The sequence below is a fragment of the Pseudomonas sp. W2Aug9 genome (genome assembly GCF_023127755.1).
GTDB classification, from domain to species: Bacteria; Pseudomonadota; Gammaproteobacteria; order Pseudomonadales; family Pseudomonadaceae; genus Aquipseudomonas; species Aquipseudomonas synxantha_A.
On record NZ_SPKL01000035.1, the window covers coordinates 37961 to 58776 of the forward strand.

The 20816-nt window shown below is 61.1% G+C and carries 13 protein-coding genes; 6 read left to right on the forward strand and 7 right to left on the reverse strand.

Going from position 1 to position 20816, the window contains the following annotated elements; all coding sequences use genetic code 11:
• Positions 1-114: 114 nt before the first annotated feature.
• From E3O56_RS20955 to E3O56_RS20965, 3 genes are all read right to left on the reverse strand, one after another.
• Complete coding sequence (locus E3O56_RS20955) at positions 115-2802, reverse strand: RHS repeat-associated core domain-containing protein (protein WP_248128941.1); 2688 nt, start codon at positions 2800-2802, stop codon at positions 115-117.
• Positions 2803-3012: 210 nt separating this feature from the next.
• A complete protein-coding gene (locus E3O56_RS20960; RefSeq protein WP_032880157.1) occupies positions 3013-3306 on the reverse strand; it encodes a BolA family protein in 294 nt (97 codons plus the stop codon).
• Positions 3307-3312: 6 nt separating this feature from the next.
• Positions 3313-3831, reverse strand: a complete 519-nt coding sequence (locus E3O56_RS20965; protein WP_032880156.1) for a DUF2059 domain-containing protein — start codon at positions 3829-3831, stop codon at positions 3313-3315.
• Between the two features lie 195 nt (positions 3832-4026).
• On the opposite strand from E3O56_RS20965, the gene E3O56_RS20970 reads away from it, so the two are divergent.
• Positions 4027-5409: a class II fumarate hydratase gene (locus tag E3O56_RS20970; protein WP_032880155.1), complete on the forward strand. Its 1383-nt coding sequence runs from the start codon at positions 4027-4029 to the stop codon at positions 5407-5409.
• On the opposite strand, the gene E3O56_RS20975 is transcribed toward E3O56_RS20970, so the two are convergent.
• From E3O56_RS20975 to E3O56_RS20985, 3 genes are all read right to left on the reverse strand, one after another.
• Positions 5406-6362: a DMT family transporter gene (locus tag E3O56_RS20975; RefSeq protein ID WP_032880154.1), complete on the reverse strand. Its 957-nt coding sequence runs from the start codon at positions 6360-6362 to the stop codon at positions 5406-5408. The genes E3O56_RS20970 and E3O56_RS20975 overlap by 4 nt on opposite strands.
• Positions 6363-6599: 237 nt before the next feature.
• Positions 6600-8114, reverse strand: coding sequence for a polyphosphate:AMP phosphotransferase (gene pap, locus E3O56_RS20980; protein ID WP_078821923.1), 1515 nt, complete (start codon positions 8112-8114; stop codon positions 6600-6602).
• A 101-nt stretch (positions 8115-8215) separates the two neighbouring features.
• Positions 8216-13051 carry an NEL-type E3 ubiquitin ligase domain-containing protein gene (locus E3O56_RS20985; protein WP_248128942.1) on the reverse strand — a complete coding sequence of 1612 codons (4836 nt, stop codon included), beginning with the start codon at positions 13049-13051 and terminating at the stop codon, positions 8216-8218.
• A 212-nt stretch (positions 13052-13263) separates the two neighbouring features.
• Here E3O56_RS20985 and mnmC point away from each other — a divergent pair, with 212 nt between their 5' ends.
• From mnmC to E3O56_RS21010, 5 genes are all read left to right on the forward strand, one after another.
• Positions 13264-15264 (forward strand): bifunctional tRNA (5-methylaminomethyl-2-thiouridine)(34)-methyltransferase MnmD/FAD-dependent 5-carboxymethylaminomethyl-2-thiouridine(34) oxidoreductase MnmC, encoded by a 2001-nt coding sequence (mnmC, locus tag E3O56_RS20990; RefSeq protein WP_248128943.1) that lies wholly within the window; start codon positions 13264-13266, stop codon positions 15262-15264.
• A 134-nt stretch (positions 15265-15398) separates the two neighbouring features.
• On the forward strand, positions 15399-17171 hold the full coding sequence (locus E3O56_RS20995; RefSeq protein WP_032880150.1) for an N-acetylglutaminylglutamine amidotransferase: 1773 nt from the start codon (positions 15399-15401) through the stop codon (positions 17169-17171).
• A gap of 3 nt (positions 17172-17174) precedes the next feature.
• Positions 17175-18920: an N-acetylglutaminylglutamine synthetase gene (gene ngg / locus E3O56_RS21000; protein ID WP_248128944.1), complete on the forward strand. Its 1746-nt coding sequence runs from the start codon at positions 17175-17177 to the stop codon at positions 18918-18920.
• Positions 18921-19107: 187 nt separating this feature from the next.
• On the forward strand, positions 19108-20292 hold the full coding sequence (locus tag E3O56_RS21005; RefSeq protein ID WP_005789901.1) for an osmoprotectant NAGGN system M42 family peptidase: 1185 nt from the start codon (positions 19108-19110) through the stop codon (positions 20290-20292).
• Between the two features lie 75 nt (positions 20293-20367).
• On the forward strand, positions 20368-20595 hold the full coding sequence (locus tag E3O56_RS21010; RefSeq protein WP_003192759.1) for a YheU family protein: 228 nt from the start codon (positions 20368-20370) through the stop codon (positions 20593-20595).
• A 9-nt stretch (positions 20596-20604) separates the two neighbouring features.
• Here E3O56_RS21010 and csrA read toward each other — a convergent pair whose 3' ends face one another.
• On the reverse strand, positions 20605-20808 hold the full coding sequence (gene csrA / locus E3O56_RS21015) for a carbon storage regulator CsrA (RefSeq protein WP_005789902.1): 204 nt from the start codon (positions 20806-20808) through the stop codon (positions 20605-20607).
• Positions 20809-20816: the final 8 nt, after the last annotated feature.

Consider the following 20816-nt stretch of genomic DNA (forward strand, 5'->3'; position numbering starts at 1 on the left):
CCTTATTGCTGAACAAGTAGTCCTGAGAGCCTAGGGATGAGGGGATGAGAAAGGTGGTGCTGGAGGATGCTTTTGTGTATCCAGTTACTGGCATCGCCCCGACCCGCTCACGTGTCAGCGTGCCGCCCGCCCTGACACCCTCGGACGGCTGGGCTTGTAGCGACGCCAAGCGGACGCGTTTGACTCCCAAGGCGCGTCGACCCGTTGTTGGTGTCGATAGAACGTCACGCGGCCTGCCAGTTGCAGACGATGCCGATAAAGCCAGCGCAGCTCGGAGGCCGTGGCAGATACCCCTTGCTTGCTGACGACGGCTCCTATGTCCAAATTGTCGAGAGCGAAATGGACCATCGCCGCACTTTGCGGGCTAGTCAAGGTTTCCAAAGCCGATTTGCTGCTTCGAGTGACGATTTTTTGCTGAATGGCCAATAGGTCTGTGCCAACGTGTTGGCGAGCCGTCGCCTCGAGTGAATACCTGCCTGCGGCAAGATCACTGACAAACCTCCTCGCGAATTGCTGGTTGCAGGAAGTTGACGTACAACCTGAATATTTCGAAACAATGCCCTCGTAAAACGGCCGGACGCCGACCGAAAGCTGCTCAATGAGCTCGGCCTTGAGTTCGTTAGCTTTCGCTGGGTCATGTGGATCTTGCGTCAAGTCGCTGAATAGCTCCGCATTCACGTTGCGAAATGCAGAGAAGGCGCGAACGGGAGGCGCCAGCCCGGCAGTCCAGCGCTGCAGTTCCGCGCCTGAAAAATAGGCCACCATCGCATCCCCGCGCGCGCTCAGCTTCGACCAGAAACTCCTGTAGGCAGCAACCGTCGCGGCCAAGCCAAAGAGAATATCGCCTCGACCGGGTTGGAATTGCTCGCCAAACGTCGTTTGCGTGCCATCGGCATCCCTGAACCCTACGGGATTGCCCCGGGCCATCGCATACAGGTTCAAGCCGTCCACATCGCCCATCGGGTCCGGGCTTATCCAGCGCTGCAACCACGGTGCGTAATAACGCGCACCGTAGTAGTACAGGCCCGTGGCGTCGCGTTCCTTGTCGGAGTAACGGCGAATCTTAGGGTGCCCCCGAACGATATTGCTGGTTGCCCACCACGCCGTTGCGCCATAAGGATAGTAATGCTCCTGGCTCAACAAGCGAGCCTGCTCGTCCAGTTCCAGCGCACAGCTCTTGAGGTGATCCAGAATGCTGAATCGCAGTGAGTGGGTACTCATCTCGCTGGGTTTGCCCGACTCCCATTGCACCACGGTGACTCGCCCACCGCCCGTATCAATGTCCAGCACATTGAAGCGCTGTGCCCTTTGCTTGTGTACTTGCAGGCCCGGCAGGTAATAGGTTTCCTGGGTGTAAGGTTTTGCACGAGCCTCACGGCTGCGAACCTTGAGTGCGCGCAGGCCTTGACTGTCATACAGGTAACTCTCCACGTCAGGGTCACCGTTCTCACGCTGTACCTGGGTGGTGTAGGTCAATTGATTGCGCACATTCCAGGCCGCCTGCTGTGTGCCGTCGAGCGACAACTGATTGCCATTGGCATCGAACGCCCCATCCCATTGAACCTGCCGCCCTTGCGCTACGGGCACGGCGCGGTTCGTGAGCGCCGCCACTTGCATTTCGCGGGTATAGCCTGTGCCGCTGGAGGGCACGTGTCGAAGGCGCGTCAGATTGCCCGCACCATCATAGGCATAATGCTGGGTGTAATTGCGCCAGAGCCCCTGATCCGTCGCCCCGAACTGCACCTGCGTTGGCAAAGCCCGGCCCCCGGCATTGGCGCTATTTTCCCGACCGCTGGCCTGGATCAACTGATAAAGCGTGTCGTACTGGTAGCGATTAACCGCATCAATCCGGGTGTTGCTGTGCCATCGAGTCGGTTGCGCCAGGTCGCTGAGGCTGAGGATGTTGCCGACCGGATCGTACTCATATACCAGCTGCTGCAGCGGCGTGCCGGCCTGCCCTTGGCGGTACACCTCAAGTTGCTGCAAACGACCGTCGTGCTCGGCGTAACGGGCGACTTTGGTAACGTTATTGCCCGCCCGCTCGGACACGACTTGGCCGCTGGCGTTGTATACCCGCTGATTCATCAACACTTGGCGCTCGCCGGTCTTGAAGATCAGCAGCATTTCCAACACCCAGCCCTGTTGCCCATAGCGCCACTGTAGGCGGTTGCCCTTGGCATCGATCTGCTCCAGCATTGCACCCAGCGCATCGTAACGCCAGGTGGTGGTATAGGCCTGGCGTTCCGTTAGCAGATCCTGTGCCTCATCGCTGTTTGGCCAGTCGACCAGAGCAATATCGGCGCGAAACCGTCTGGTTTGCTTGATGACGCGTTGATCGATCGCGTACGCCTCCACCAGCAGCACACCCGCCGGGTCCGCATGGCGAATCAACCGTCCACAGCGATTGCCGACGACCTCGGCCGAGATTGCGGGCGCGTACGTCATACGCTCGACACAACGGGGTGACGGGTCCTCTGCAGATTGTTCGAACACCGCCACAGGGCGCAGCAAATGGTCATAGTGAAACGCTTGAAGGGCGCCGCGCGAGTCCCAGCTGTGCAACCGCTGCCGCGCTGCACCGTACATGACCAAACGCCAACCGGCATCCATACTCTGGGTTCGCACGGTTTCACCCGACAGGCTGTAAAGGTTCGATTGCGCCGCCACCCCGGTCGAGCCAAGGGCGAACTGACGTGGGTCCCACTGTTCAAGCAAAAAACCACTGGCACTCAACACCTGGCGATTGACCCGCGCCTGAGGGGAGTCCGCGAGCGTTGCACGATGATACTGCACAGTGCGCACGGCTAACCCGCGAGGGTCAATGGCCGTCAAGGTAGGCGTATTTCGATGTAGGGCGTTAGACATGAATTCATGACCTGTTTTGCACTAAGGTCAACAAATCCTAGAGGTACCGGCCTCGATAAAGGGGTATAAAAAGTAGCCTTGTGTAACCAGATTCTGGCACTACCTGTCGAGACCAGCAGGCTTGGCACCTGCTGGCCTCAAAGGTTTTCAGTGCCCGCCGGCGCAGGTCGGCGAGGCCGGGGCTGCGTCGATTTTCGCCCATTCCTCAGGCGTGTAGGTATGCAGCGCCAACGCATGAAATTCGCTCATCAGGTCACCCAGGGTGGCGTAGACCTTCTGGTGGCGCTTGACGCGGTTGAGCCCTTCGAACTGCGGGCTGACCAGCACGGCCTTGAAGTGGGTCTGCAACCCACGGCTGTGCATGTGGCTTTCATCCAGCACACTCAAGTGTTCCGGCCCCAGGGCGGCGAGCGCCGTTTCGATACGCTGTTGCATGGTCATTGCTGCTTACTTCTTCTTGGCCGGTGCGGCACCTTTTGGCGCCAGCTCATTGGTCATGTCTTCCAACAGCTTGTTCACCACCGGTACGGCGCTTTCCAGTTTGGCCTGGGTCATCTGGGCCGATTGCTGGGTCAGCTGCGGCATTTTTTCCAGGACTTTCTTGCCCAGTGGCGACTGGTAGAACGCTACCAGGTCCTTGAGCTCGGATTCGCTGAAGTTGGTGGTGTAGAGCTTGACCATATCGGGCTTGAGCTTCGGCCAACCGATGGCCTGGTCCAGGGCCGCGTTGGCCTTGGCCTGGTAGCTGTCCAGTACGGACTGCTTGGCGGCAGGCGCCTTGGTCTGTTCGAAACGCTGGGCGAACATTTGCTGCACTTGCATGTACACCGGGGTCCCCAGCTTGTCAGCGTGGGCCAGGGTAAGGAAGGCTTCGGCACTGGCGTTGTGGCTGGCGGTATCGGCAAAAACCTGGCCGCTGGCGCAAACCAGAGCAACCGCGGTACAGATGGCACGAAGACGAGTCATCGAGTTTCCTTTTCTAGCAGGCGAGGTAAGACCCCAAGGGCGCCCATTCTGCGCCTAAAAAACCTCGCGGCTCAACCCCACCCCACGCAGGCCCTGGTTTTGCGGGGCGCAATGGCACAAATGCGGATTTAGGGAACCCACGGCAGCCGCCAGGGCCTAAACTGACCAATCACGACTGGATAAGGAGGGTGCCCGATGAGCCGTATCGAAACCGACAGCCTGGGAGAAGTACAGGTCCCTGATGATGCCTATTGGGGCGCGCAAACCCAGCGCTCGCTGGTCAATTTTGCGATTGGCGAGCAGCGTATGCCGCTGGCGGTATTGCATGCCCTGGCCCTGATCAAGAAGGCCGCCGCCCGGGTCAATGACCGTAACGGCGACCTGCCCGCCGATATCGCCCGGCTGATCGAACAGGCTGCCGACGAAATCCTCGACGGCCAGCATGACGACCAGTTCCCGCTGGTGGTCTGGCAGACCGGCAGTGGCACCCAGAGCAACATGAACGCCAACGAAGTGATCGCCGGCCGCGCCAACGAACTGGCCGGCAACAATCGGGGCGGTAAAAGCCCGGTACACCCCAACGACCATGTGAACCGCTCCCAAAGCTCCAACGACTGCTTCCCAACCGCCATGAGCATTGCTGCGGTGCAAGCGGTGCACCAGCAACTGCTGCCTGCTATCGCGACGCTGTCCGGTGGCCTGGCGGAACTGGCCGCGCGGCATATGAAGCTGGTCAAGACCGGCCGCACCCACATGATGGACGCCACGCCGATCACCTTCGGCCAGGAGCTGTCGGCGTTTATCGCCCAGCTCGATTACGCCGAGCGCGCGATCCGCAGCGCCCTGCCCGCCGTGTGCGAGCTGGCCCAAGGCGGCACTGCTGTCGGCACCGGGCTCAACGCACCCCATGGCTTCGGCGAGGCGATTGCCTCCGAACTGGCGGCGCTGTCGGGCTTGCCCTTCGTGACCGCACCGAACAAATTCGCCGCCCTCTCCGGCCATGAACCGCTGGTCACCTTGCACGGCGCGCTGAAAACCCTGGCCGTGGCCCTGATGAAAATCGCCAACGACCTGCGCCTGCTGGGTTCCGGCCCACGCACAGGGCTGGCCGAAGTGAAGTTGCCGGCCAACGAACCGGGCAGTTCGATCATGCCCGGCAAGGTCAACCCCACACAGTGCGAAGCGCTGTCGATGCTGGCCTGCCAGGTATTGGGCAACGACGTGACCATCGGCATGGCCGCCAGCCAAGGGCACTTGCAGTTGAACGTGTACAAACCGGTGATCATTCACAACCTGCTGGAGTCGATCCGCCTGCTGGCCGATGGCTGCAACAACTTCCAGGAGCATTGCATCGCGGGTCTTGAGCCCGACGCCGCGCAAATGGCCGAACACCTGGAACGCGGGCTGATGCTGGTCACCGCGCTCAACCCGCATATCGGCTACGACAAGTCGGCAGAGATCGCCAAGAAGGCTTACGCCGAAGGGCTGACACTGCGCGAAGCCGCGCTGGAACTCGGCTACCTCACCGACGCCGAGTTCGACCAGTGGGTCCGCCCGGAAAACATGCTCGGCGCTTAAACCGATATCCGCAGCCGCCGGGCCCTGAGCCCGGCGAGCAGCGAAGGCGCCAACGCCACCATCGCCGACCCCGTCACCACCACCAGCGCCCCCACATACCCCAAGGCATTGATCTCTTCGGCCTGCACATAGTCAGGCCACAGCCAGGCCGCCAAGGCCACCGCCACAAAGGTCACCAACGGCGTCAACGCCAGGGTCGCACTGACCCGCGAGGCTTCCCAATGCGCCAGGGCTTCGGCAAATGCGCCGTAGGCCACCAGCGTATTCATGCAACACGCCAGCAGCAGCCATCCTTGCAGCGGGCTCAACTGCAACGCCTCCAGCGGATGCGCCCACGGCGTGAGCAACACCGCGCACGACAGGTAGATCACCATCATCACCTGCAACGAATTCCACACTGTCAGCAACTGCTTCTGCCCCAATGCATAGAACACCCAGATGGTGGTGGCGAGCAGGATCGTCAGCACACCGGCGGTGTAGGTGCCCATGGACGTCAGCAACTCCACCAGGCGTTGGTTGAAGAACAAACCAAAGCCGATAATCAGTACCACCAGCCCCACACCCTGCCCCAGGCTGAAGCGCTCCTTGAACACAAACACACTGGCTACCATCAGAAAGATCGGGCCCATCTGCACTACCAGCTGCGCGGTGCCTGGGCTGAGCATTTTCAGCCCAACCAGATACAGCACGTAGTTGCCGACCAGGCCGCACACCGCCATGCCCACCAGCCAGCCGCCCCTGGGGCCGAGCACTTTACGGCTGGGCAAGCGCTTGGTGGCAGCCAGATAGACAAACAGGCAAGTACCGGCCACCGTGAGGCGAAACCAGGTGACGGTGATCGGGTCCATCACTTGCAGCACTTGCTTGAGCTTGACCGGAAGGATGCCCCACAGAAACGCGGTCAGCAGGGTCAGGAAAAAGCCGTAGACCCAGCGGCCGGAGGAGATGTGCATGAGTGCCCCAGATGCCAGAGGAAGTGGAACCGCATTCTAGGGGCAAGTCACTGGATTGGGATACGCCACAATCCTAAATGTGGGAGGGGGCTTGCCCCAATGCCAGTCAGTTAAGAGCTAGAGCAGACAACTAGTGAGCTGTGGCCCGATAAGGGAGTGTCAGTCAGCACATCTGTGACTGACTCACCGCCATCGGGAGCAAGCCCCCTCCCACATTTGGACCGAGCCGGGTGCAGGCTATTTCTTTTTCTTTTTGTCGTGCTTATCGGTTTTAGCGAACGCATCCTCCAGCGCCCGGTTGATGGTGCGCAACACCTTGACCCGCGCCCAGCGCTTGTCATTGGCTTCTACCAGGGTCCAGGGCGCCACCTCGGTGCTGGTGCGATCAACCATGTCGCCCACCGCCGCGCGGTAGTCGTCCCATTTGTCGCGGTTGCGCCAATCATCTTCAGTGATCTTGAAGCGCTTGAACGGGATTTCCTCGCGGGCCTGGAAGCGCTCCAGTTGGGTGTCCTTGTCGATGGCCAGCCAGAACTTGACCACGATCACCCTCGCATCGCGCAATTGCTCTTCGAAGTCATTGATCTCGCCATAGGCGCGCATCCAGTCCGCCGGGGTGCAAAAGCCTTCGATGCGTTCCACCAGCACGCGGCCGTACCAGGAGCGGTCGAACACGGTGAACATGCCACGCGCCGGGATCTTCTGCCAGAACCGCCATAGATAAGGCTGGGCGCGTTCGTCTTCACTGGGCGCGGCAATCGGCACGATGTGGTACTGGCGCGGGTCCAGTGCTGCCGCCACACGACGGATCGCCCCGCCCTTGCCGGCTGCGTCGTTGCCTTCGAATACGCTCACCAGCGCGTGTTTGCGCATGCGTTTGTCGCGCATCAGACCAGAGAAGCGCGCCTGCTCGGTGATCAGCTGTTCTTCGTAATCGTCCTTGTCCAGGCGCAGGGTCATGTCCAGGCTGTCGAGCAGGCTCTTCTGGTCAACCGAGGCAAGCAACGGCGCCGGGTTCATGCCGCTGGCCTTGACCTTGGCCTGTTTCAAGGCACTTTGCAGTCCATCCAGCAGGATCTTGCCCACGGTCAGCCCACGGTAATGGGGGTCGACGCCTTCGATCACATGCCACGGCGCGTAATCGCGGCTGGTGCGGCGCAGCACACGCTCACCGAAATGCACGAACTTGTCGTAGGTCTCGGACTGCTGCCAATCCAGCGGGCTGATGCGCCAGCTGTGCAGCGGGTCGTCGGCCAGGGCCTTGAGGCGCGCCTTCATCTGTTTTTTGGACAGGTGGAACCAGAACTTGAAGATCAGCGCACCTTCATCGCAGAGCATTTTTTCCAGACGTTCGGCGCCGGCGATGGCCTGGTCCAGGCGCGCATCCTTGATCTGCCCATGCACCCGGCCTTGCAGCATCTGGCTGTACCAGTTACCGAAAAAGATGCCCATGCGACCCTTGGCCGGCAGTTGCCGCCAATAGCGCCAGGCCGGCGGGCGCGCCAGTTCTTCGTCGGTCTGCTGGTCGAAGGTGCGCACTTCGATCAGGCGCGGGTCCATCCATTCATTGAGCAGCTTGACGGTTTCGCCCTTGCCCGCGCCTTCGATGCCATTGATCAGGATGATCACCGGGAAGCGCTTCTGCTGCTGCAACTCGTACTGCACCTCCAACAAGGCTTCACGCAGGGCCGGCACTTCGGCGTCATAGGTGTCTTTGTCGATGGCGTGACCGATTTCGGCGGATTCGAACATGGGCAGCTCCGTTTCAAGATGGCTCAAGACTAGCGGATTGGGCACCACGGCAGGCAAGGAATTTCACTCGGCTTGCCGTGGATCAATCACTGCGGCTACGGTTAATACCCAGGAACGTGACATAGGCCCAGGTCCTGATGCTTCAACATCTGCTGTGTCAGGCGCTCCATCACTGCGGTTATTGCCTGCCGTCGCGGTGTGCGCAGGGCTTCCATTTGTTTGAAATACTCCCCGTCAGTAAGGTCCTGGCGATTCTCAAAAAGTGTTTGCTGCTGCGTATCGAAGGGCTCAGTCACCGATAGGAACTCAGCAGGAAACTGCTGTTTGAGATGGGTTTTCCAGAACGTCAACTGGGTAATAAAACGCAAGAAGGCAGGCGACAGCTCAGCTGTTCGCACCTGGGCTTGCGCCATCGCCAAATCGTTGCTGGGCACCTCGAAAAACGAGTCATAGACCATATGTTTCGGCTGCCCCGGCAGTTGCAGGTCCTTGGCCAACCCGATCCGAAATGCCAGGTTGATCTCCAGCGGATCCGAGGAGGCTTTTTCAACCGCGTATGTCGCCGCAATTTTCTCCAGCTCGCTGAGGCGAAACAAACCTCGACTCAAGTTCAACAGCGCCCCGGAGTTGCTCTGTGCACGACCCGCCTGCAGCGTTGCCTTCTCGACTTCCTTGAGAACCTCAATCTGGCTGAACATCTGCGCCGCCCCATCCTCACAACCAGTCGGATGGGCTGCCAGTTGGAAGACCTGCTCGCGCAGCCCGACATTGTCATGGGTCGCCTGCAATACGTCCCAGACACGTTGCGTCATATCCTCGCGCACACGGCGACTGTCAGCAGCACTGGTCAATTCAGCCAGCAACAGGAACAACTCTGTCGACTCCGGATCATCCCGCAGGTTGGCCCAGACGCTACGCTTGTTGGCATCGCGGGCAGCCACCTCGTCCGGCAACCACCGCGCCCTGGCCTTCAGTTCGCTCATACGAGGCTGATCGTCGTCTACATACCCCATACCAATACCCACGTCAGCGCGGTAACGCTCGAGTGCCTCTACTGTCGTGTCGGATAGCGGATTGCCGCCCAAGTCGATCGACTGGCTGAAAATGCGCGGCACCGTGAACAACCACTCGGGCAGCACGGTGATCAGGTTATCGCGCAGATCCACCTGCTCCAAGTGGGCCAACCGCCCGATGCCCGACGGCAGGTCGACGAGTCTGCTGTCCCGCAGCAACAGCGTGTGCAAGTCACGCATCCTGCTGACATCCACCAGCTTATCCAGTGGGTTATGGCTCAGGTCCAGCAGGCGCAGCGTATTCAGATCAGCCAGTTTCAGCTGGGTATACTCGGTCAGTGCAAGACGGTTATGGGGCATCGACAAGCTTTCGAGGTCGAGCATCCGCGAGAATATTTCCGGCAAGCGCGTCAGGCGGTTACGGTCCAGCGCCAGATGCCGAATGCCTTTGAAACACTTGAGGAAATACGCGACGTCATCGCCCAATCGCATGTTCTTGAGTGACACCTGACGGACATGGTCGAAACGAATGTCGGCAGGCAGCGTCGGCAACGATCCGACGCGCATTCCGTCCAGGTTCAAACTGGCAACCGACATCTGATGTTCATCCAGAGCAAAGCTTTGACGCCGCCAACAGGCTTCAATGCGCTCAGCCACCTGCTCGCGGCTGGTACGAATGTCACTCAGGCCCGGCTGTTTATCCATGCCCTGGGTATCGGTCTTCCAGTGTTTGAGCAGCGCTCGCAGATGAGTAAGCTCTGCCTTCAAACGCTTTACCGCCCTGGCCCGGGAAAGATGGTCAGCACCCAAGGCCATCAGCAGCGAAGACACTTGTGCAGTGCTGAACAAGGGGTACAAACGCTTCACCTTGCGCACCAGCGCGCGAGGGTGCGCCAATGGCCCCGTCGGCGAATCAGCCATTTCACAGGGCATCGCGTCCAGTACCGGCTCGCTGCCCCTGCTGGAAAAAGCCTCGGCGGCCAGCTCCCGTTCCCCCTTGGCCTGGGAAGCGCTCATGTAGCGCAGGCGCCAGAGATTGTTGGCCTCGTTGAGCGGCAACCCCATTGCTACGCGCTGACTGTCGGTCAGCGCGCACTCAATCGCCTGAAACAAGCCGTCCGGTCCGGAGTAAGGCCCACCTAGACTCAGGCCGTTGTCGTCGAACGTTGCAAACCCAGCGTCCGAGCTGACCACTATTCGTCGCGCACCGGCGCCATTGCTCGCGCCCAGGGCCAATAAGTCACCCTGTGGCGAACCCTGGCGCAACTCAAGCCGCACCTCCCTGCCCCACCCTGCCAGATGCGGCATCGACCGAACCGCCACACACGCCGTATCCAGGCTGGCCAGCTCAGGCTGCTCAAACCCCATCAGGGCGCGGTCCAGGCGTTGCTCCCCGAGGGCACGCTGGACCGACTCGGCCAATGCCATGGGGATACGTTGATTATCGCGCAGGGTCTCGCGCTGCACCGTTGAGGTCTGGGCCATCAATTCGCGCATCAGCGTACAGGGCAGTTGCGGATAGGTACGCCTGAGCAACGCCCATTCGGGCGGTACAGGTCCGTCATGGGCCTGATACAACTGCTCGAACAACGGCCTGCAGTCAGCCTTGAGGTGTGCGAGCAACTGACGCTCCAATACGCCGCGCTCCTGATCAGCAGCAACCCCCTCTCCAAGCAGGCCGATTTTTTGTGCCTCGTCCAGCTCGGACAACAGCACATCAAACACTTTGCCCTCACGAAGCATCTGCTCAGTGAGCGTCAAACGCAGGCCTACATTGTCAAACGGCCCACCGGTGGGGTAACGCGCCTTGACGCGGCCCTGTGCATCCAGCACCTCAAAATAGCGCCCCACCGGCCACCCGTCTAACAAGGGCAGGGCATGCATCTGCAAGGTCAAGTTTTCTACACTGGGGGACGCACCGCTTTCCAACTGCCAGATCAGATCACGAATGGACTGGTCCAGCTTGAAACGCTCATACAAATCACGAAAACGTGCGGGAAAGGGCAGGCACTCTTCGGCCTGATAGACGCCCCATTCATGGGGCATATCCATAATGGCCTTGATCTGCACAAGCTTCCTGGGATGCAGCGAAGCACCTGGGCCTGCCGGGTTCAGGCGTGAAAAGAGATACTCCTGATCCTCCCATTCGTCGGGCGTTTCGAACGCAAAACGCCAGCGTCCTTCGCCGTTGTGCAGCAACAGCGGGCGATAAGCCGTCTGCCGCAGCGGGTGACTGGCCCGCCATCGATCCAGTTTCGAGTCAAACGCAACCCGATGTACGCAATCATTGACCTTGACGTATGAATGCCCTCCGACTTTGTAAATTCCCGTAGCGTCCGCAACCTCGTCGTCGACAAGACGCTGATCATGGAAGTACGGCGTGACATTTGCCCGCCACAGCCGCAGATTGCCATCTGTGGGGCGTACCACTTCAAACTGGCGAAAAAAGTTATCCAGGTTAAGACCGCTGCGTTTCATCGCCGAACCGACAACCTTGCTCCCCGCCGCGAACAGCACCATCGAGGTGATGTTTTGCGCTACCGCTGCCAACTGCTTGAACGCCTCTTCTTTATCGCCACGGCGCCAGTCCTCAATGCCCTCATACAGCTCGCCGAGCATCTGGCCCACCGCCACGCCAGTCATCAATAGTCCCAACTCCGGCACAACAAACCCGGCGAGGTTGAGCACTGTCAAACCGGCATCCAGGTACGCTTGCAAGCGCTGCTCGCGGGCCACCTCATCCACGTCGGCTACCGGTACCGCCAGGGTCCGCGCGTCGGCTTGGAGTTTGGCGGCGTAAGTTGCGAAAAAATGCCCCGCCAGGCTAACCGTAATGGGGGTTGCCTCCAGCGCCCCCAAGGTACGGGATTGATCGAAATGGCTGAAGAAGCCGACCCGGTCATCCTGGCTCAGGTACCGGGTAAAGAAACTACGATAAGCCGGCACTTCAAGCTTGCGCTTGAGGTAGACCTGAAAGTCATCAAACGAGGAATACTCGAACAATGGCCGCTCCGGCTCATTGGGCATGTACACCACACAGGGTTCTTGCGGATATTGCGCAACCGAGCGGCCGGAGAACACCAGAATGCTCCACAGGCAACTGCCCTGTACATTCAGCCATTGCCAAGTGACGGGGCGCCATTCAAACAAAATCCCTGCCGCCTGAGCCTGAGACGCTGTCAGCTTGCGGTCCAGCAATTTGCACAACACCTCGTAGACACCTTGGGAAATATCTGCGCGCATCAGGGCAATGTGGGCGTCGATTTTCATATCCAGGGTTTTCATCTGGCCGATATCGGTTGCGACATCATTGAGGTTGGGCTGATCACTCCCCAGCTTGAATACTTCACTGATGTGCTGCTGATACAGGCCACCCAGATCCAGGGCACGGCACCCCTGTGCAAACTCCAGGGGGGTTATGCCAATGACCCCGCGAGCGGCAGCCCCCAAGCGCAGCAGCGAGCCCGTCGGAAAGTGCTGCGCTCGCACTTCATCCTCGGAAAAATTCTGCATCGCCACATGCAGGAGACTGTCCTGCACCAGCCTCACCGTTTTCACATATTTCAATGGCAAGACTTCTTTCTCGTACTCGTTTACAGCACGCACCAAAAGATCTTTTTTCGGATCCACGGTCAGTTGCCATCGGGTCTGACAGTAAGCCTTGAGCCGCTCACTGCAAAACTCATCCAGTGCTTGCAAAGGCTTCAATTGCTCGGCGACAACTGCCTGGGCATCTGCAACCCGTGCGGCATCTCTGGTCAGTGCGTCCAACACGCCAGGCGGTGCGTTGACCATCCAGCCCGGCAGTTGCTTTTGCAACACCTGGGCCTTGTCCAAATCACCCGTCATTTCCAGTAAGGCGGATTGCAGTTGCCGCTGGGTCAATTGGTTCAGTTTGCTGTTCAAATCGTCCTGCGGGCGCATCAGCAATGTCCTTTATTGCCTATAAATCAAGCTATTACGATACCGCAGCAACTTGCACAGAATTAACGCTGATAGTTGATGGATTGCAGGCCGGACGCAGCAGCTATTTCCATGCAAAACCTATGGGGCTACCACCTGGAATCGGCCCTGCGCGCCGCGATCGGCTAGAATGGCCGCCTTGTCTTTGCCTGCTGTATGTCTATGAGCCGCCCATGACCCCCATCACCCACGCCCAGCTCGACTGGGATGACCAAGGTCGCCCGCATTCGCGGGTGTTCGACGACGTGTACTTCTCCGACCAGTCGGGCCTTGCAGAAACCCGCTATGTGTTCCTGGAGCAGAACCGCTTGCAGGAGCGCTTTGCTGGCTTGCCAGCGGGCGGGCGGCTGGTGATCGGCGAAACCGGCTTCGGCACGGGTTTGAATTTTCTCTGCGCCTGGCAATTGTTTGAGCAACACGCACCGGCCGGCGCGCGCCTGCACTTTGTCAGCGTGGAAAAATATCCGCTGAGCCATGCCGACCTGCAACGCGCCCTCGCCCTCTGGCCTGAACTGCAACCCTTGGCCGAACAACTCTTGGCGCAATACATCGCCATTCACCAAGGCTTCCAACGCCTGGTACTGGATAACGGCCGCGTGGTCCTGACCCTGTTGATCGGCGATGCTCTGGAGCAATTGCCGCAACTGGATGCGCAGATCGACGCCTGGTTTCTGGACGGTTTCGCCCCGGCGAAAAACCCCGATATGTGGACCGCCGAACTGTTCGCTGAACTGGCGCGCCTGGCCGCTCCGGGCTCGACCATCAGCACCTTTACCAGCACCGGCTGGGTACGGCGCCTGATCAACGCCGCGGGCTTCAAGATGAAGCGCACGCCGGGCATCGGGCACAAGTGGGAGATTCTGCGTGGAGAGTTTCTCGGCTGGCCCGACGAGACGCCGCCGCCCGCAAAAAGCAAACCCTGGTTCGCTCGCCCCCCAGCCATCGACGGTGAACGCCACGCCGTGGTTATTGGCGGTGGCCTGGCCGGTTGCGCAACGGCTGCCAGCCTGGCCGCCCGCGGTTGGCGCGTCAGCTTGCTGGAACGCCATGCCGGCCTGGCGCAGGAAGCCTCGGGCAACCCTCAGGGCGTGCTGTACCTCAAGCTGTCGGCCCATGGCACCGCATTGTCCCAACTGATACTCAGCGGTTTCGGCCACACCCGCCGCCTGCTGGAGCACTTGCACCGTGGCGTGGATTGGGATGGCTGTGGTGTGTTGCAACTGGCGTTCGACGCCAAGGAAGGCCAGCGCCAGGCCCAACTCGCCGACGCCTTCGCACCGGGCCTGCTGCACCTGCTCGACCGCGAGCAGGCGCAACAACAGGCTGGAATCCAACTGGCCCACGGCGGCCTGTTTTTCCCCGAGGGCGGCTGGGTGCATCCACCCGCACTGTGCCAGTGGCAGGCGACGCATCCGCTGATTGAGGTGCTCAGCCACCATGAGGCGCTTGAACTGGACCGGCGAGACGACCAGTGGCACGCTCGCGCCGGCGATCGCGTGCTGGCCAGCGCCAGCGTGGTGGTGCTCGCCGGGGCGGCCGAGATCAAGCGTTTCCCCTTGAGCGCAGACATGCCGCTCAAGCGTATTCGCGGGCAGATCACCCGGCTCGCACAAACCCCAGCCAGTGAGGCCCTTACTACTGTGGTCTGTGCCGAGGGTTACGTCGCACCAGCCCGCCTTGGTGAACATACCCTGGGCGCCAGTTTTGACTTCAACAACCAAGACCTCACACCCACGCTCGCTGAACACACCGGCAACCTGGAGATGCTGCGCGAGATCTCCACAGACCTGCTGCAGCGCCTGGGCGCCGACCGCCTGGCGGCCGAACAGTTGGAAGGGCGTGCTGCGTTTCGCTGCACCAGCCCCGATTACCTGCCGATCGTCGGGCCGCTGGCCGACCATGAAGCGTTCCAGCAGGCTTATGCCGTGCTGGGCAAAGACGCCCGGCAAGTACCGGATACGCCGTGCCCCTGGCTGCCCGGGCTGTACCTCAACAGTGGCCATGGCTCCCGCGGCCTGATCACCGCACCACTGTGCGGCGAACTCCTGGCCGCCTGGCTGAATGGCGAACCGCTGCCGGTACCGGCCAGCGTGGCCGCGGCTTGCCACCCCAACCGGTTTACCCTGCGCGCTCTGGTTCGAGGCCAGGCCGCAGCCCGTAAAGAGCGGGATTGATGGCTAGGCGGCCATCTGCCTTATAACTTATCGGTCTAAAACTCCACGCATAGCACTGGGTCAGTTTCTGGGTACGCGCCGTTTGGCGCATTGAGTATTGACCCCTCCCCAACGGAAAAACCGGTAAGGAACTTATGTGTGGATTAGCTGGCGAGTTACGCTTTGATCATCAACCTGCCGACCTGGCAGCCGTAGAACGCATCACTCATCACCTCGCCCCCCGTGGCCCCGACGCATGGGGCTTCCACGCCCAAGGGCCGATTGCCCTGGGCCACCGCCGCCTGAAAATCATGGACCTGTCGGACGGCTCCGCGCAGCCGATGGTTGACGCCCAACTGGGATTGTCCCTGGCGTTCAATGGCGCGATCTATAACTTCCCGGAACTACGAGAAGAGCTGGAAGCCCTGGGCTACGCCTTCTATTCCGGCGGTGATACCGAAGTGCTGCTCAAGGGCTACCACGCCTGGGGCGAAGCACTGCTGCCCAAGCTCAACGGCATGTTTGCCTTCGCCATCTGGGAACGTGACGCCCAACGTCTGTTCATCGCCCGTGACCGCTTGGGCGTAAAACCTTTGTACCTGTCGCGCACCGGCCAGCGCCTGCGTTTTGCCTCGGCGTTACCGGCGTTGCTCAAGGGCGGCGACATCAACCCGATCCTCGATCCGGTCGCTCTCAACCACTACCTGAATTTCCACGCCGTGGTCCCCGCGCCGCGCACGCTGTTGGCGGGCATTGAAAAGCTGCCGCCCGCCAGCTGGATGCGCATCGACGCAAGCGGCAAGACCGAACAGAAAACCTGGTGGACCCTGCCGTACGGGCCCCATGAGGACGAAAAACACCTGACGCTGGAAGACTGGACCGACCGCGTGCTCGACAGCACCCGCGAAGCCGTGGCCATCCGCCAACGCGCCGCCGTGGATGTGGGCGTGCTGCTCTCCGGTGGCGTCGACTCGAGCATGCTCGTCGGCCTGCTGCGTGAAGTCGGTGTGCAGGACCTGTCCACGTTCTCCATCGGTTTTGAAGACGCCGGTGGCGAGCGCGGCGACGAATTCCAGTACTCGGACCTGATCGCCAAGCATTACGGAACTCGCCATCACCAACTGCGCATCGCCGAAAGCGAGATCATCGAGCAACTGCCGGCGGCGTTCCGCGCCATGAGCGAGCCGATGGTCAGCCATGACTGCATCGCGTTCTACCTGTTGTCGCGGGAAGTCGCCAAGCATTGCAAGGTGGTGCAGAGCGGCCAGGGCGCCGACGAATTGTTCGCCGGTTACCACTGGTACCCGCAGGTGGATGGCGCAAGCGACCCGTATGCCGCGTACCGCGAGGCGTTTTTCGACCGCAGCTACGATGACTACGCGGCCACCGTCGCACCGAAATGGCTGACCGCCAACGACGCTGCCGGCGACTTTGTGCGCGAACATTTTGCCATGCCGGGCGCGGAAGCCGCCGTAGACAAGGCCCTGCGCCTGGACAGCACGGTGATGCTGGTGGACGACCCAGTCAAACGCGTCGACAACATGACCATGGCCTGGGGCCTGGAAGCCCGGACACCGTTCCTCGACTACCGCCTGGTAGAACTCTCGGCCCGCGTACCGGGCAAGTTCAAACTGCCCGATGGCGGCAAACAGGTGCTCAAAGAGGCCGCGCGCCGGGTGATCCCCAGCGAAGTCATCGACCGTAAAAAAGGTTACTTCCCGGTCCCCGGCCTCAAGCATTTACAAGGCGACACCCTGAACTGGGTGCGCGAGTTGCTGCTGGACCCGAGCCAGGACCGTGGCCTGTTCAACCCGGCCATGCTCGATCGCCTGCTGACGGACCCTCAGGGTCAACTGACCCCATTGCGCGGCTCCAAGCTGTGGCAACTGGCGGCGCTGAACCTGTGGCTCAGCGAACAAGGAATCTGATCCATGAAACCTAACGCCGCGGCGTATAGCCAACGCTTGATCAAAGGCCAGGCGCCGACCTACGAGCGCCTGCAGGCCCGGCTTGCCGAAGACGGCAGCCCGCAAGGTCCCGAACCGATTGCCGTGCATTGCGGTTGGGGGCGTTTGTTGATCGGGCATACGTTTCCCGACCCTGCCAGCCTTGCCCTGGAGCTGCTCAACGAACAGCCCGGCGAACGTGATATCGCTCTGTATGTGGCCGCGCCCCAGCAAATCCTCGGGATCGACCCGCAGCAGTTATTCCTCGACCCGTCAGACACCTTGCGCCTGTGGTTCAGTGACTACCGCCCCGCCACCCGTGTGTTTCGCGGTTTTCGGATCCGTCGGGTACAGAGCGAAGCCGACTGGCACGCCGTCAACTTGCTGTATCAGGGCCGCGGCATGTTGCCCGTCGACGTCGAACGCCTCACACCGCGCCATCAAGGCGGCCCGGTGTATTGGCTGGCGGAAGACGAAGACAGCGGCGCCGTGATCGGCAGCGTGATGGGCCTCAACCATCAGAAAGCCTTTCACGACCCGGAAAACGGTTGCAGCCTGTGGTGCCTGGCGGTAGACCCACAGTGCACCCGCCCCGGCGTGGGTGAAGTGCTGGTGCGCCACCTGGTGGAACACTTCATGAGCCGTGGCTTGAGCTACCTGGACCTGTCGGTGCTGCACGATAACCGCCAGGCCAAGAGCCTTTACGCCAAGCTGGGTTTTCGCGCACTGACCACCTTTGCGATCAAGCACAAGAACGGCATCAACCAGCCGCTGTTTCTCGGCCCGGGGCCGCAGGCGGGGTTCAATCCGTATGCGCGAATCATCGTCGAAGAAGCCCATCGGCGCGGTATCGATGTGCAGGTGGATGACGCCGATGCCGGGCTGTTCACCCTCAGCCACGGCGGGCGCCGCGTGCGGTGCCGCGAGTCGCTGAGCGATTTGACCAGCGCCATCAGCATGACCCTTTGCCAGGACAAGAGCCTGACCCACAAGGTGCTCAAGGCCGCTAGCCTGAAGTTGCCTGCGCAGCAGTTGGCAGGCAGTGCCGACGACAACCTCGAGTTTCTGGACGAGCACAAGCGCGTGGTGGTCAAGCCGTTGGATGGCGAACAAGGCCAGGGCGTGGCGGTGGACCTGCGAACGATCGAGGAGGTGCAGCAAGCCATCGAAACGGCACGCCAGTTCGACAGCCGCGTACTGCTCGAAAGCTTTCACGAGGGCCTGGACCTGCGCATCCTGGTGATCGGTTTCGACGTAGTCGCCGCCGCGATTCGCCGCCCCGCCGAAGTGATCGGCGACGGTCAGCATTCGATTCGTGCATTGATCCAAGCGCAAAGCCGACGTCGTCAGGCCGCCACCGATGGCGAAAGCAAGATCCCCCTGGACGGCGAGACCGAGCGCACGCTCAAGGCCGCCGGCTACGACTACGACAGCATCCTGCCCCGCGGCCAGACCCTGGCCGTGCGGCGAACTGCCAACCTGCATACCGGCGGTTGTCTGGAAGACGTCACCGCCATCCTGCACCCGACGCTGGTGGACGCCGCCGTGCGCGCCGCCCGCGCCCTGGATATTCCCATGGTCGGCCTGGACCTGATGGTACCGGCGGCCGACCAGCCGGAGTACGTATTTATCGAAGCCAATGAACGGGCCGGGCTGGCCAACCATGAACCGCAACCGACTGCAGAGAAGTTTGTGGATTTGTTGTTTCCACACAGTCAACCGGCCGCTTGAGGCTTGTGTTGCTTGAGGCTTGTGTTGAATGTGAAACCGCTATCGGGGGCAAGCCCCCTCCCACATTTTCCTGTGTTCACACATCAAGGGTGGGAGGGGGCTTGCCCCCGATGAGGCCGGCACTGGCAACGAATCTCTCAACCCTATCATCGAAACCATCGATGCCCTCAACTCATCAGGAGTTTCCATGACCAGAACCATCCCAGAACCCGATCTCGCCTACCTGCAAAAAGTGCTGCTGGAGATGCTCGCCATTCCCAGCCCCACCGGATTTACCGACACCATCGTGCGCTACGTCGCCGAACGCCTGGAAGAACTTGGCATCCCGTTTGAAATGACCCGGCGCGGCACTATTCGCGCCACCCTCAAGGGCCAGAAAAACAGCCCTGACCGTGCCGTCTCTGCGCACCTGGACACCATCGGCGCCGCCGTGCGAGCGATCAAGGACAACGGCCGCCTGACCCTGGCACCGGTGGGCTGCTGGTCGAGCCGCTTTGCCGAAGGCAGCCGGGTAAGCCTGTTCACCGATAACGGTGTCATCCGCGGCAGCGTATTGCCGTTGATGGCGTCCGGGCATGCGTTCAACACCGCCGTGGATGAAATGCCGGTGAGCTGGGACCATGTGGAACTGCGCCTGGACGCCTACTGCGCCACTCGTGCCGACTGTGACTCCCTAGGCATCAGCGTCGGTGACTATGTAGCGTTCGACCCACTGCCGGAGTTCACCGAAAGCGGGCATATCAGCGCCCGTCACCTGGACGACAAAGCTGGGGTCGCCGCCCTGCTCGCCGCGCTCAAGGCAATCGTCGACAGTGGCGAACCGCTGCTGATCGACTGCCACCCGCTGTTCACCATCACCGAGGAAACCGGCAGTGGCGCAGCGGCCGCCCTGCCCTGGGATGTCAGCGAGTTTGTCGGCATCGACATCGCCCCGGTCGCCCCGGGCCAGCACTCCAGCGAACACGCGGTGAGCGTGGCGATGCAGGACTCCGGCGGGCCGTACGACTATCACCTGTCGCGGCACTTGCTGCGCCTGGCCGCCGATAACGACTTGCCGGTGCGCCGCGATCTGTTCCGCTATTACTTCAGCGATGCGCACTCAGCGGTTACCGCCGGCCATGACATTCGCACCGCCCTGCTGGCCTTCGGTTGCGATGCCACCCACGGCTACGAGCGTACCCATATCGACAGCCTGGCCGCCCTGAGTCGCTTGCTGGGCGCCTATATCCTCAGCCCGCCGGTCTTTGCCAGCGATGCGCAACCGGCCCAGGGTTCCCTGGATCGGTTCAGTCATCAGATCGAGCATGAAACGCAAATGGAGAGCGACACCCGCGTGCCGTCGGTGGACAGCCTGGTCGGAAACAAGTCCTGACGCTGGCGACAGCTGCTACTGGCAACATAGGTCCCGGCGCAGTAGCATCGCCGGGACCTGACACCTGAGGCTTGTATGCTGATTCCCTACGATGCACTTGAAGTCGACACCCTGACCCGCCTCATCGAAGACTTCGTCACCCGCGACGGCACCGACAATGGCGACGACACGCCGCTGGAAACGCGTGTGCTGCGCGTACGCCAGGCGCTGACCAAGGGCCAGGCGCTGATCGTCTTCGACCCCGAGAGCGAGCAATGCCAACTGATGCTCAAGCACGATGTGCCCAAGCATCTGTTCGACTGAAAACCCCGCCTAAGGATTGGGTACCGACACGGGATGCGTGACGGGCCCCTGGCGTTCGCGGATCTTCTGGTAAACCTCGGCGCGGTGCACATTGACGCCCACGGGGGCTTCGATACCGAATTTCACGTGGGTGCCGTTCACTTCGAGAATATAGACGGTGATGTCATCGCCAATAGCGATGGCTTCGCCTATGGTGCGGCTTAAGACCAGCATGGCGTGTG